Origin of the sequence: uncultured Fibrella sp. (assembly GCF_964250085.1) — a bacterium.
Taxonomy (GTDB): domain Bacteria; phylum Bacteroidota; class Bacteroidia; order Cytophagales; family Spirosomataceae; genus Fibrella.
The window spans coordinates 911,811-924,527 of sequence record NZ_CAXUEC010000002.1 but is presented as its reverse complement, the minus strand read 5'-3'; the positions used below and the strand labels follow the sequence as shown (position 1 = coordinate 924,527).

Here is a 12,717-nt window from a genome sequence, read left to right as displayed (position 1 = left end):
GAGGAAACTCATAAGATAAACCAAACGTAAACAGTCATGAACACACTCGTAAGATCAGGTAATAACCTGCCTTCCTTGATCGAGAACTTCTTTGGGCGCGACATGAACGACTTCTTTGGTCAGTCGGCTATGCAGAACGTACCTGCCGTGAATGTGGTTGAACACAGCGACGGCTTCCGGATTGAAGTGGCCGCTCCGGGCTTGAAACGCGACGATTTTAAGATCAATCTGAATCACAACAACCTAAGCATTTCAGCCTACAAAGAGGAGAAATCCGAGACACCAACCAACGGCGGGGATGGCCAGTCGGCATCGGACCGGGAGCGCTACACGCGCCGCGAGTTTAGCTACACATCTTTCCAGCGTACCTTCATGCTGCCCGGCTCAGCCGACGCGGAACACATTCAGGCAAAATACGAAGATGGTGTGTTGAGGATCGAGATTCCTAAACGGGAAGAAGCTAAAGTAAAGCCACCCCGGCAGATTCAGATAGCTGAATAGCGGGCGGAAGTGTTGGGGTTTGGTGCTATAGTGCAGTGCGAAGCCACCCATTATAGCACCCAACACAACGTACCTACCGAAGCAAGACAATTACATCACCCGCCATTCGATGCGGCGGTTGCGCTGCCGGGCTTCATCCGTGACACCTTTCACCGCGGGGCGCGTTTTGCCGTAGCCAATCGCTTTCAGACGCGTTGGCGAAACGCCCATCCGAGCCAGGTAATCGACAACCGCTTGTGCCCGTTTCCGGGATAATTCCAGGTTGGCCGCCGGGTCGCCGCGGTCGTCGGTATGCCCCGCAATCTCGATACGAGTCGTTGGGTTGACCTTTAGAAAGTCGGCCAGCCGTTCGAGTTCGGTCAGCGATTTACCCGATAGTTCGTACCGGCCAGTTTCAAAAAACAGGTTATTTAATGTTTCCTTGCTCGTTGCCCCGATGGGTTCCAGACCAGCATCAAGCGAAACGCCCTGCCCCATGCCGGTTTCGGTAGAGGTTTTGTCCAGGTAATTGAAAGACAGGCTCTTGAACAGGTAGCCGGGTGCGCTCACGTAGAGGGCATATTCGCCGCCAGCAGGTAACACGGCCACATATTGCCCCGTTTGCGCATCCGACGAAATCCGGGATAACGATTGGTTTGTCCGCACGTCGATCAGGTCGAGGGTGGCGCTGATGGGTTTACTGCTGCGGGCGTCGGTGACAATGCCTTTCAGGTAATTGACGGGACGTACCTGTTCGCGCAGAATTGCCGGGAGATCGAAGGTATATATCCGTGACTTCTGCGAGACACCTTCTTTCTGTTCCTCGAACGAATAATACGCTTTGGTGCCGTTGGCCGATACAAAAAGCGACGCCTGATCTTCGGATGTATTGATCGGGTACCCCAGATTGACCGGCGTGGACCAGCCCGCCTTCAGGCTGTCGGGGCGGTTCCGGCTCAGAAACAGATCATACCCGCCCAGACCGATATGGCCGTCAGAGGCAAAGAAAAGCGCCTGCCCATTGGCGTGCAGAAAAGGCGACGCTTCGTTGAGGGGCGTGTTGATGGGCTTACCAAGATTTACCGGTTCGGTCCAGTTTCCGCTGGCATCGCGGGTGCTGCGCCAGATGTCGCGCTGGCCTGATCCACCAGGCCGGTTCGAGATGAAATACAACTGCCGCCCGTCGGCCGAGAGGCTTGGTTGCGATTCATAGTCGCGGGTGTTGATGGTGGGTCCCAGGTTCTGCGGCACGCTCCAGATATCACCGGTTTTCTGACTGCTATACAGGTCACAGCTCCCAAAGCCCTGCCGAATACCGCTCTGGCAGGCCGTGAAGACGAGTAAGCGCCCATCGGCCGAGAGGCTGGCGGTACCTTCGTTATCAGGTGTATTGATGTTGGCCGAGAGGGGAGTAGGGGTTTGCCAACCGCCTTCCGGGCGGTCCGACGATTCGGCAAACGTGGCCGTCATCAGGTCTTCGTCACCCTCGGGTTTAAGCATCGTGAACACGAGCGTCTGCTCATCGGCGGTCAGTACGGGGAAATACTGCGATTCACCGATCTTCAACGATTCAGACAGCGGCTTCGGATTAACCGCTACCGGATGCTGAACCGCTTCCTGACCGTAGCGGGCAATGGCGAGTGCGCGCTGTACCTGCTTCGCCTTGGCCGATTCGGGCGCGAAACTGCGTAGAAAGACCTCGAGTAACGGAATAGCTTCGCTGTAGCGGCCTAATTTTAGCAGAATTTGGGCCGATCCCTGATAAGCAGCAGCCGTTGCTCCGGTTGCACTGCCCGTTGCGGGCTGGTTTCCCTGAAGCGCAATAGCGGCCCGGTACGCATTCAGGGCCATTTCCGGGCGGCGTGTGAACTCGTAGGCCTGCCCCAGACGTACCTGCGCGTCGACGAAGGCGGGTGTTTCCCGAAGTGCCTGCTCGAAGAACGGAATCGCCTCCGTTGCTTTCCGCTGGTTGAATAAGTTGATGCCCTGTGTGTAGAGATCGACCGCTTTTTTCGACTGTGCCTGACAATGACCAATGACCAATGACCAATGAGCAATGAAGAGCCAGCGAAGTACGCCCAGCTTAAGACCTGATCGATTCCTGTTCACGGCTGATCGCTCTAGGGAATCTGCATGAATTTGTGCGTTTGCAGGGAGATTTGCCACTGTGGATTTGCCTTTACATACTCAACGATGCGGGGCAGCATTTCGTCTGAACGGCTCCACTCCGGTTGTAGTAATAACCGGCAATCGGCCCGCAGGTTTGCCACAAATGATTCGGCAAAGGCAAAGTCCGACTGATTGTAGATGATCACTTTCAACTCATCGGCTTTGGCGTAGATATCGGGGTTTGGCTGCTTGAACTTCTTGGGTGAAAAGCAGATCCAGTCCCACGACCCGGTGACGGGGTAAACGCCCGACGTTTCGATATTCGTCTTGAAGCCAGCCAGTTGCAGCGAGTCAGTTAGCAGCGTAAGGTCGTGCATAAGCGGTTCGCCCCCGGTAATGACGGCCATGCGACCTGGGTACGTTAGCGCCTCGCCCACAATCTGATCGATGGTCAAATGCGGATGCGCGTTCACATCCCACGACTCTTTCACGTCGCACCAATGGCAGCCCACATCGCAACCGCCGAGGCGGATAAAATAGGCGGCTTTGCCCGAGTGAGCCCCTTCACCCTGAAGCGTGTAGAACGCCTCCATAACGGGTAAGGTGGTAGTTGATGCTGTTTGTTGATGCTGTTCGGTACTCATGCTACAAAGATACGGCCCCGTGTAACGCGGACTTAAGTCTGCATTTGATAAAGTAAGATGTGTAGCGGACTTAAGTCCCCCCCTCAAGTCCGCGTAAGACAGCTCAATCAATCAAGTGGTTAAACATATCTGTTACCCTGCTGTTATATAGCTGTTTTATAAACACTCAACTTTAAAGAAAAACAGTCATGGGTATCTTAACATCAATCCTCGTCGGCGCTGTTGCCGGTTGGTTAGCCGATCTTGTCTTCAAGCGGTTCTCATTCTCACTGCTGGTTGAAATTCTGCTGGGTATTGCCGGTGGTATCGTGGGTGGTTATTTCTTCGGAAAATCGACCGGCGTACTCGATGCCATCCTGACCTCGTTTGTCGGCGCGGTGATCCTGCTGGGCATCGCTGCCCTCATCAAAGGCTCCACGAGCCGAGCCTAGAGAAATAAACAGGTTTAATCAACCACCAGAATAATACCCTCGACCCGGCGGATGGTAGCTCCATCGCCGGGTTTGTGCGTTTTACCGGCAATGGTCCGTGCCGACCATTCAACGCCCCGGTACTGCACGCGGCCAAGGCCGTGAACAGGTATAGTTTGCGTGACCTTGACCGAATCACCAATGAAATCAGTCGTGGCATCGTGGGTTGGTGAGGCAAACATCCGGCGTATCCACTGTCTGAAGAATAGAACAGAACTAACCGATAGCGTTGTACAGCCAATCAGTTGCTGGCCAGGCCCTGTGCCCAGGTCTTGAAGTGAGAGCAAAACCATTGTCGATGTGTTCGTGTCGAAACAGGTAGCCATAAATAGGTTTTCCAGAGACTCATCAAAAAGAAGACCACTTGGTATGAAGGTCCACGGTATGGTGTGCGGAAGTGGGAAGATTGCGTTCATTATTGAGGCTGGTAGTCAAGACAAGAAAACAGGTACCAGCTCTTTATCAATGAATTGTCTGCTTACCGGCCAGATAGTGAGCACACGGTCATAAAACGGGAAAACTCGGACCCAATCGCTTTTATACGTAGATTCGAACTTCTCCCGTATAGACACGCTAAACAAACGTACCTGATGTCGTTGACTACCCGCTTGCAATTATCAGCCATGATGTTCTTCCAGTTTTTCATTTGGGGCGCCTGGTACGGACAGGTTACCAAGTACATGGAAAAAAACATGGGCGCGTCGGGCGTGCAGCAAGGCGCTGCTTTTGCCACTTTTTCGCTGGCTATGCTGGTGGCTCCTTTCTTCGTTGGCATGATTGCCGACCGTTATTTTGCCGCGCAACGTGTGCTGGGTGTCCTTACCTTGTTAGGTTCGGTAGTCCTTTATTTTCTAATTGATGTGCACGACCCCGACCAGTTTTTCTGGGCGCTACTGGTCTATTGCATCACCTTCGCCCCCACACTGGCCCTCACATCGTCCATCGCCATGCAGCAGATGGTTAGCCCCGAAAAGGAGTTTCCTGGTATTCGGGTGCTGGGCACCATCGCCTGGATTGTGGTGACCAACATTGTGGGGTACTACGGTTTTGGCGATAAGGTGGCCATTTTCCAACTGTCGATGTATATGTCGGTGGCGCTGGGTGTTTTCGCCTTCTTCCTGCCCAATACCCCACCAAAGGCCACGGGTGGTGCATCCATCAGTCAGATTCTGGGGCTCGACGCGTTCCAACTGTTTAAAGACCGCTCGTTTGCGATCTTCTTCCTGTCGTCGGTGCTCATCTGCATTCCCCTGTCTTTCTATTACGCCATGGCCAACTCAGCCCTGACCGATTCGGGCATGAAAAACGTGGAGAACGTCATGTCGCTGGGGCAGGCGTCGGAAGTGATTTTTATGTTGCTGATCCCGTTTGCCTTTACCCGGTTTGGCGTCAAGAAAATGCTCATTATCGGCCTGGTGGCCTGGATTGCGCGCTTCCTGTTTTTTGGCTACGGTAACGCCGATGCCGGTATCTGGATGTTCTACCTCGCCATTATTCTCCACGGTGTCTGCTACGATTTCTTCTTCGTCACGGGCCAGATCTACACCGATCATAAAGCGGGCGATTCCATTCGCTCGTCGGCGCAGGGCCTGATCTCGCTGGCGACCTATGGCATCGGTATGAGCATTGGCTCCTACCTGGCGGGCTTTGTAAAAGACTGGGCCAAAACGCCAACGGGTATCAACTACACCACATTCTGGATGGTACCGGCCGCCATCGCGGGTGTTGTGCTGCTGTTATTCGTCTTCCTTTTCACCGACAAAAAAACCACGCAACCTACTGAAGGCGAACTGGTAACGGGACCATTATAAGGAGTTGAGCCCACCCCTACCCCCTCCCCATTAGGGAGGGAAACTACGCTAGTGTATTCCGAGCTATTCCCCTCCCTAATGGGGAGGGGGTAGGGGTGGGGTTTTTAAATCGCCGGTTCCTGCTGGCTCAGACAGTGGAAACTACCGAGACCCCAGACGATTTCGGTGGAGTCGATGCCGGTGATTTTCCGGTCGGGGAAACACTGGCCAATGAGGTCGAGGGCGGGCTGGTCGTTGGCGCACCGGAATGTGGGGACGATAACCGAGCCGTTGGTAATCAGGAAATTGGCATACGAAGCGGGAAGCCGCTGTCCGTCGCTCTCGACGGGGGCGGGCATGGGTAGCTCAACGATGTTGAGTTGTTTGCCGTTGAGTAGCCGCATCTGCCGCAACTCGTGATGAATTTCCTGCAAGGGCGCGTAATTGGCATCATTCGGGTTGTGTTCGATGGCGGCAATGACCGTATCTTCATTCACGAAGCGTACCGTATCGTCGATATGTCCGTCGGTATCATCGCCAACAATGCCATCTTCAACCCACAACACCTGTTGAACGCCGTAGTAATCGCAGAGGTAGCGTTCGATCTGCGCCTGGGATAAGTTTGGGTTTCGGTTTTTATTGAGCAGACAAGCCCGGCTGGTGAGTACTGTACCCGCACCGTTGAACTCGACCGAACCACCTTCCATGATGATGCCGGGCGTAACGTACTCCAGTTTACGGTAGTGCGCAATGGCCGTCGGAATCAGGTCGTCTTTGTCGAAGGGGGGGTATTTTCCGCCCCACGCATTGTAGCCCCAGTTCACGATCATCCGCTCTTTTCTGGCGGGATTGATCAGAAACGCCGGGCCATGATCGCGACACCAGGAATCGTTGGTCGGGAAGGGCAGGAGCGTGATGCGGTCCATGTTAGCTCCGGCCATCAGGAGCCGCATGTTGGCCTGCTGAATGATCAGCTCATTGTGGGCGTTGATGCAAACCTGCTCACTTTCCGAGATCGCTTTTATGAAATCGAGGTAAGCAGGCATCATTAGTTCAAGGCGCTCCGCCGTCCAGGAGGCTTCGGTATGCGGCCAGGTAAGCCAGGTGGCTACATGCGGATGCCATTCGGCGGGAAAGAAAAAACCCTGTTGAGCCGGTGTGAGCGGGGCTGAATCTATATCGGAAGTAAGCGTCATTGCGTTGGTTATTCGTTGAAATCGTTACTTAGTGGCCAGGTCTACCACCACACTACAAAGCTATGCAAGGATACCGTGGCGGCAATCGCCATAGTGGGTTGATAACTCCGCTCTGGCGGAGCAAGCTGTACCTGATCGGTTTGTGGCTGACCTGTATGGCCGGGACAGGCATGGCCCAGCAAAAAAATCAGGCCGAGTTGCCCTGGTATGTTCCTCAGCGGGCGTCGCCTTCCCGCTACATGGGTAGCTCGAATGTTGTTGAGTATAGCTCGATGCAGGATCTGGCTGAAAAACTGGCTAATCGGTCTGATAAACCGTATTATTTGTCGATCAGGTTGGATAACAGCACCGCCGAATACTGGCAACAGCTACGGTCACTGCCCGCCGCAACTGGTCTGGCTGTTGAATTGGCCGACAGCCTCATGAGCGATACGCTGGTACAGATTATTGCCAATTGGAGCGAATTGAAACGAATTGACATTACCGGGCTAACCAGTCCGCGTTCCTTCACGGTCGTGACGAACGCAAAAGGAGAAAAAGTATTCGGTTTATCGGTCTCCACCAAACGGTTGGCGGCAACGGGCTGGAGTAAGCTTCGGTCTGTTCAGGAAGTGCTCATTACAAACGAGATTAATATTAGTCAGGCTGTTAGTGTATTACAGGAGTTGCCAGCATTGGAATCTCTGACGATTCAGCAGTTTATGGGCAAGCCTACGCAGGACGTACCTGTGACCTTCACGGGTTTACGCCGATTACGCAAACTGACGATTGCGGGTGGAGATGCTTCCTGGGATTATAAAAAGACGTTTTCCGGGCTGCCAAATCTGGAAGAGTTGATAATCAGCGATCCCAATATCCGCGAACTGAACGCCGGGTTGCCCTTCCTAACGAAGCTGAACCGCCTGCAAGTAACGGTGTTTGGCCAATTGGAGATGCTGTCGAAACTCAGGCTCGGCAGTTTAACCAATCTCCAGACGTTGTACCTTATGAGTACAAGAACTCAGTCGCCCATTTTGCTAGACTCTACACTGGCTGGCTTAACGACACTTCAACGAGTATCAATTGACCAAATCAAACTTAAGGAATTCCCGAAAAGCCTCTTTGCTAATAGAGGGTTAACGTACCTGTCGATGCCGGATGCCGATCTGGGTACGTTGCCCAATGAGATAGGTCAACTTGCCGCGCTGCAGGAATTGATTCTCGATAACAATCCGCTCCATCGCCTGCCCGATGCCATTTGTCAGCTACGACAGTTACGTCGCCTGAGCGTGAGCCGGTGCGAACTCGATGCACTGCCTGCGGCCATTGGTCAGCTCACCTCATTGACCAGTTTAGTGTTGACTACCAATCAGTTGGCCGGGTTGCCGACGTCGGTAGGCCAGTTGAAACAATTGCGGGAGCTGAACGTAGCCATGAATCAGTTATCGGCCTTGCCTGATGAGCTGGGTACGTTGCCGAATCTGCAGATCATCGCCGCTTTCTGGAATAAAATAACCCGGTTTCCGGTCGGTTTCCCTCAGCTACGTGATCTGTATCTGTCAGACAATCAATTGACTGAGCTACCTGCCCGTCTGGGTACGTCGAAACGATTGCGAACGCTGTTGATTGAAAATAACCTAATCACGGCGTTACCCGACAATATCGGCCAACTCGACTCGCTGGAAACACTGGGCATTGGCGGCAATCAACTGACGAGATTACCTCCTTCGATTGGATCGCTCCGGCGACTTACCCGGCTCGACCTGGGAATGAATCGGATACGCGTGTTGCCCGAAACGATTGGCGGTTTAACCTCACTGACCAGCGTATCGCTTAAAGACCTGCCCATTAGTCAGTTGCCCGCCTCAATTGGGGCCTGGAAGCAGGTGAAACTGGCTTTATTCAGGCTACCGCTGCTTGAGGCTCTTCCCGAAGAAATTGGTCAATGGCAGCAACTTGATAACCTGACCATCGAAAGCGACCGGTTACTGGTGTTGCCGGAAAGACTAACTGATTGTCAAAAGCTTACGTTTTTGGCCGTAACGGGAAGGCGGCTTATCGGCCTACCTGAATCAGTCGGAAAACTGGCTAGCCTGATCAACATTACCCTGGATGGCCGGGCCGATACGCTTACGGGACAAGGGAGTGGGAGGATCACGGTCTTACCCGCCACAATGGCTAGCTGTAAAAAACTGACTAGTCTGCTTATCCTGAATCAGCAACAGTTCGACGGCACAGAAGCCATGCAACTGATAGAGGGTTTACCTGGCCTGAAGTACCTTACATTCGTCAATTGCGGGATCACAGAATTAACGGGTATAGCCTGGAAAAGACTGCATGCGTCCACTGTCAACCTGTCTAAGAACAGGATCAGTCAACTACCGGCCGCGATCTTTGATATGCCCAGCCTGGAGCAGATAAACCTGTCGGAAACGAATCTGCCCGGACCGCTGAACCAGTTCTTTTTCCGTAGATCGGAACTGGTTCTGGCGTATAGAAAAGCGAATGAATAACACTACATCATGGCTCTGTCAGAGGCCCGCATCCAGGGTGTTGGCGACAGGCACGTAAACTAAAGGTAATATAGATAAGGATACGAATTGTTGCTAGTTGTAGAATTATATCCTAGTATTGCCGGGCTGGATATGTTGATCAAAATGGATATCGACCAAGGCCGTTAAGCGGTAAAAAAGCCAATTTGTCTCCTCCCATAAACCTCACTCCGTATACCCTTATGCGTCTTTTACTACCTGTTTTTCTTCTCTGCTGTGTGTATGCTTATGGGCAGGTTACGCCAACAGCTATGCCCAGACCAATGCGTATGTTCTATCCGGAGATGGTCCGGCCCGGAGCTAAAAGACCACAGGCAATAGAGAATGAGTACGTTAAAACATACACCAACTGGGCGGAACTTGCTAAACTAAGCCGACAGCATGAAACGCCCATTTCGCTGAATCTGGTCATTGATTCGACAAGCCGACGAGCCGACTGGCCAAGCCTGAAGCGGGCGCAGCATGTGCGTCAGCTACAGTTACAACTGGCTGTTGTACTAACGCAATCTCTGGCCGATTCACTCTTATCGGCGCTTGCTTCGTGGACCGAACTCGACGCTGTTCAGGTCAATTCCTATCTACAGCCCTCACTGGCAACGGCAACTGCAACGGCCCCCGCAATCGATGGTCGGGCCAGCGCCCGGCTGACATCGGTCCATCGGTTGACCTTTTCGCTCAACGGCGATGCCCTGAAGGCGGCGATCCAGACGTTCAGCCAATGCCCGGCGGTGTACCACCTGTCGGTGAGCGATTACGATGTAGTACCCCGCGCATTGCCGGCAGAGTTGCAGTCGCTGAAACAGGTGCGGAGCTTATCGCTGTTTGGGCCGGGTACGTTGGTAGAGGTCGATAAAACGATCCGTGGATTTCCCGCTTTAACGGCGTTACAGATGAGCTTCACGGGTGATGGTCAACAGCTTACCGATGCCTTGGCCCGCGTGCCCAACCTGCAAAAGCTTGAACTGAACGTTGGGCAGAAACAACCAAAAATCAGCGGCCTGAAACTTGGCTCATTAGCTAAGCTGGATACCCTCATGCTGATGTTGCCATTCGATAAACAGGCGACGGAGCCAATCGATTCGGTGCTGTTGGGGGTGACGTCATTGCGGGTGGTCAACCTTACCAATGCAACCCTGTCTTCGCTGGACTGGATGGCCGCCAATACCGACCTGCGACAGGTTAGCCTGAGTCGTTGCCGGTTTCCGGCCGCGGGGAAATCGCTCGCCAGCCTGACTAAACTGGAAAGTTTGTCGCTCGACCAGATCGATTCGCTCCAGCAGTTCCCTGCGCAATTCACACAGGTGACGAACCTGCGCCGACTGTCAATGTACTCGTGTGGGCTCACCGCCATTCCCCCGTCGGTGAGTAGGATGACCTCGCTGACGTCGTTGAGTTTATCCCGAAACAAACTGACGGGCTTACCCGCCGAACTGGGGCAGTTAACGGCTCTCACTTCCTTGAATCTCGATGGAAACCTGCTCACAACCTTGCCCGGAAGCCTTGCCAAACTGGTGAGGTTGACCGAATTATCACTGAGTAACAATCAACTGACCAGCCTGCCTGCGGGCTTGGGGCAGTTGCGTCGCCTGCGCCGGTTATCGCTCGCCAGAAATAAACTGGTTACCCTGCCCGACGACATTGGGCAGTGTCGCGAACTGACCTCCATCACGGCTGATGACAACCCGATAACAGCCCTGCCTGAAAGCATAGGCACTATCGACTCGCTGGGTATGTTGACCCTGGGACGTACCCGGTTGCGTACCCTGCCTGCTTCGATCGGGAAATTGACGCGGCTTCGGTTGCTTACTATCTCCGGGGCAGCTATGACGGCTTTGCCCGAACTGATCGGTAATTGCCAGAACCTGACTATTCTGGAGATCGGCGACAGTACCCTGGCTACATTGCCCGCCAGTTTAGGTCGCCTTACAAAACTGGAATCACTCCGGCTGGATCTACCCCAGCTCGGCGTATTGCCCCAGCAACTTACTGGCCTGACCAACTTGAAATCCCTGATGTTGTCTGTGCCCCAGGTAATGATCCTGCCCGACGATCTGGGCAACCTGAGTAACCTGTCGAGGCTAACGGTGGCGAGTAGTAAACTCGTTGGGTTGCCCAACACCATCGGGCGTTTGCACCAGTTGGTATCGCTCCAGATAGACGGGAAAGTAGAGCCAATCACGAATAAACCAGTCGGCAAACTGGAGTTCCTGCCCGACAGTATCGTTCGGTGTGAAAAATTAAACGACCTGACCATTACGAACCAACTCGCTTTCGATGGGGTCGACGCCATTCGGAAAACAGCCCGTATGGCCGGGTTGAACAGCCTGAACCTGAACCGCTGCGGCATGGATCGCCTGACGGATATTGACTGGAAAACGGTTCAGGTAAGCATGCTTTCCCTGCAACAGAACAGCCTGCGCGACGTACCTGAGGCTATTCTGGACGCCCCGAATTTGCAGGCTGTCAACCTCCAGTATAACTATCCGTTGCCCCGTGCGCTGAACCAGAGCTTCTGGAGTAAAGAGTTGTTGAAAACCGCCTTCGTTGAAGCACAACTGGCCACCAAACCACTGGCTACCGATAAGCCCGATGCCCGGATCATGCAGGCGTATATGAACGCAGGCATGCGCCAGATGCAGCAGCGAAACTGGGGTGAAGTGTTTGCAAACCTGGAAAAGGCTATTCTGGTGGCACCCGACACCCTGAAAGCCCTGCCGCTGGCGCAACGGGCCGAACTGTATCTGTTTCGGAAAGAATACGCCTCGGCAGTGGCCGATTACGAACAGGCCATTGCCGGCGCTTCCCGGTTGAAGAATCGCTCGATGGGCATTGATCCGGTCATGGCTCAGGCGATGATGACGGCGCAATGGTGGGGGCGAATGGGCACCGCCCGCTCATCGCTTGGGCAGTATGACAAGGCACTGGCTGACCTCGACAAAGCACTTGCTTTACTGCCAAAGACGTCAAACCCGCCTATTCGGGCTAATTTCTACACGGAGCAGGCAAAAATCAACGCCAACCGCAACAAGCTCGATGCCGCCAAAGCCAATCTCGACAGCGCCAATGCAGTCTACGCGGCCATGCCATACGCTGGGCAGGGCGAGCGGCTGACCGAGGTGGAACTGGCTATTCTGACCAATCAGCCAGATAAAGCAACGGCCGCCCTGAGCAAGTTCAGGAAGCAGTTTCCGGCCGAAAGCTCGACCGGCAGAATGAATGGGTTAGGAATAGGCGGCTACAACACGCTGTATGAATACCTGTCGATCTGTACGGCGTTACTGAAGGGTACGCAAACGCCCGATCAGGGCATTGCCTCGCTGACAACGTACCTGAAAACGACACCCGAGAAAATCTATAACTGGAGCTTCGATTTGTTCGATACGATGTTGCCCCGCCTTGGTTTACCCGCCGAGAAAGCCACTGCCCTGAGCACCCTCACAAAAATGACTAAAGAGCAGGCAGCTAAAGTGGAGTAACGAAGAGCACGTAGCCAAAAA

The 12,717-nt window shown here is 53.7% G+C and carries 9 protein-coding genes; 5 read left to right on the top strand and 4 right to left on the bottom strand.

The window, feature by feature from the left end:
- Positions 1 to 36: 36 nt before the first annotated feature.
- Positions 37 to 501: an Hsp20/alpha crystallin family protein gene (locus ACFE8Q_RS09320; protein ID WP_375445097.1), complete on the top strand. Its 465-nt coding sequence runs from the start codon at positions 37 to 39 to the stop codon at positions 499 to 501.
- Positions 502 to 591: 90 nt separating this feature from the next.
- On the opposite strand, the gene ACFE8Q_RS09315 is transcribed toward ACFE8Q_RS09320, so the two are convergent.
- Both ACFE8Q_RS09315 and ACFE8Q_RS09310 read right to left on the bottom strand, forming a co-directional pair.
- Complete coding sequence (locus ACFE8Q_RS09315) at positions 592 to 2,589, bottom strand: OmpA family protein (RefSeq protein ID WP_375445096.1); 1,998 nt, start codon at positions 2,587 to 2,589, stop codon at positions 592 to 594.
- A gap of 11 nt (positions 2,590 to 2,600) precedes the next feature.
- Positions 2,601 to 3,233, bottom strand: coding sequence for a 7-carboxy-7-deazaguanine synthase QueE (locus ACFE8Q_RS09310; RefSeq protein WP_375445095.1), 633 nt, complete (start codon positions 3,231 to 3,233; stop codon positions 2,601 to 2,603).
- A gap of 188 nt (positions 3,234 to 3,421) precedes the next feature.
- Here ACFE8Q_RS09310 and ACFE8Q_RS09305 point away from each other — a divergent pair, with 188 nt between their 5' ends.
- On the top strand, positions 3,422 to 3,664 hold the full coding sequence (locus ACFE8Q_RS09305) for a GlsB/YeaQ/YmgE family stress response membrane protein (protein ID WP_375445094.1): 243 nt from the start codon (positions 3,422 to 3,424) through the stop codon (positions 3,662 to 3,664).
- Positions 3,665 to 3,678: 14 nt separating this feature from the next.
- On the opposite strand, the gene ACFE8Q_RS09300 is transcribed toward ACFE8Q_RS09305, so the two are convergent.
- The gene (locus ACFE8Q_RS09300) at positions 3,679 to 4,119 is read right to left on the bottom strand and encodes an NfeD family protein (RefSeq protein ID WP_375445093.1); all 441 of its coding nucleotides are present in this window, start codon (positions 4,117 to 4,119) and stop codon (positions 3,679 to 3,681) included.
- A gap of 174 nt (positions 4,120 to 4,293) precedes the next feature.
- Here ACFE8Q_RS09300 and ACFE8Q_RS09295 point away from each other — a divergent pair, with 174 nt between their 5' ends.
- Complete coding sequence (locus ACFE8Q_RS09295; protein WP_375445092.1) at positions 4,294 to 5,514, top strand: MFS transporter; 1,221 nt, start codon at positions 4,294 to 4,296, stop codon at positions 5,512 to 5,514.
- Between the two features lie 104 nt (positions 5,515 to 5,618).
- Here the strand turns inward: ACFE8Q_RS09295 and ACFE8Q_RS09290 are convergent, their stop codons facing one another.
- On the bottom strand, positions 5,619 to 6,689 hold the full coding sequence (locus ACFE8Q_RS09290; protein WP_375445091.1) for an agmatine/peptidylarginine deiminase: 1,071 nt from the start codon (positions 6,687 to 6,689) through the stop codon (positions 5,619 to 5,621).
- Between the two features lie 62 nt (positions 6,690 to 6,751).
- On the opposite strand from ACFE8Q_RS09290, the gene ACFE8Q_RS09285 reads away from it, so the two are divergent.
- Both ACFE8Q_RS09285 and ACFE8Q_RS09280 read left to right on the top strand, forming a co-directional pair.
- Positions 6,752 to 9,181, top strand: a complete 2,430-nt coding sequence (locus tag ACFE8Q_RS09285) for a leucine-rich repeat domain-containing protein (RefSeq protein WP_375445090.1) — start codon at positions 6,752 to 6,754, stop codon at positions 9,179 to 9,181.
- 221 nt (positions 9,182 to 9,402) lie between these two features.
- On the top strand, positions 9,403 to 12,696 hold the full coding sequence (locus tag ACFE8Q_RS09280; RefSeq protein ID WP_375445089.1) for a leucine-rich repeat domain-containing protein: 3,294 nt from the start codon (positions 9,403 to 9,405) through the stop codon (positions 12,694 to 12,696).
- Positions 12,697 to 12,717 lie beyond the last annotated feature (21 nt).

Coding starts and splice junctions, on each gene's coding strand:
- ACFE8Q_RS09285 (WP_375445090.1), top strand. CDS start 6,752: ATGCAAGGATACCGTGGCGGCAATCGCCATAGTGGGTTGATAACTCCG.
- ACFE8Q_RS09295 (WP_375445092.1), top strand. CDS start 4,294: ATGTCGTTGACTACCCGCTTGCAATTATCAGCCATGATGTTCTTCCAG.
- ACFE8Q_RS09290 (WP_375445091.1), bottom strand. CDS start 6,689: ATGACGCTTACTTCCGATATAGATTCAGCCCCGCTCACACCGGCTCAA.
- ACFE8Q_RS09305 (WP_375445094.1), top strand. CDS start 3,422: ATGGGTATCTTAACATCAATCCTCGTCGGCGCTGTTGCCGGTTGGTTA.
- ACFE8Q_RS09320 (WP_375445097.1), top strand. CDS start 37: ATGAACACACTCGTAAGATCAGGTAATAACCTGCCTTCCTTGATCGAG.
- ACFE8Q_RS09310 (WP_375445095.1), bottom strand. CDS start 3,233: ATGAGTACCGAACAGCATCAACAAACAGCATCAACTACCACCTTACCC.
- ACFE8Q_RS09280 (WP_375445089.1), top strand. CDS start 9,403: ATGCGTCTTTTACTACCTGTTTTTCTTCTCTGCTGTGTGTATGCTTAT.
- ACFE8Q_RS09300 (WP_375445093.1), bottom strand. CDS start 4,119: ATGAACGCAATCTTCCCACTTCCGCACACCATACCGTGGACCTTCATA.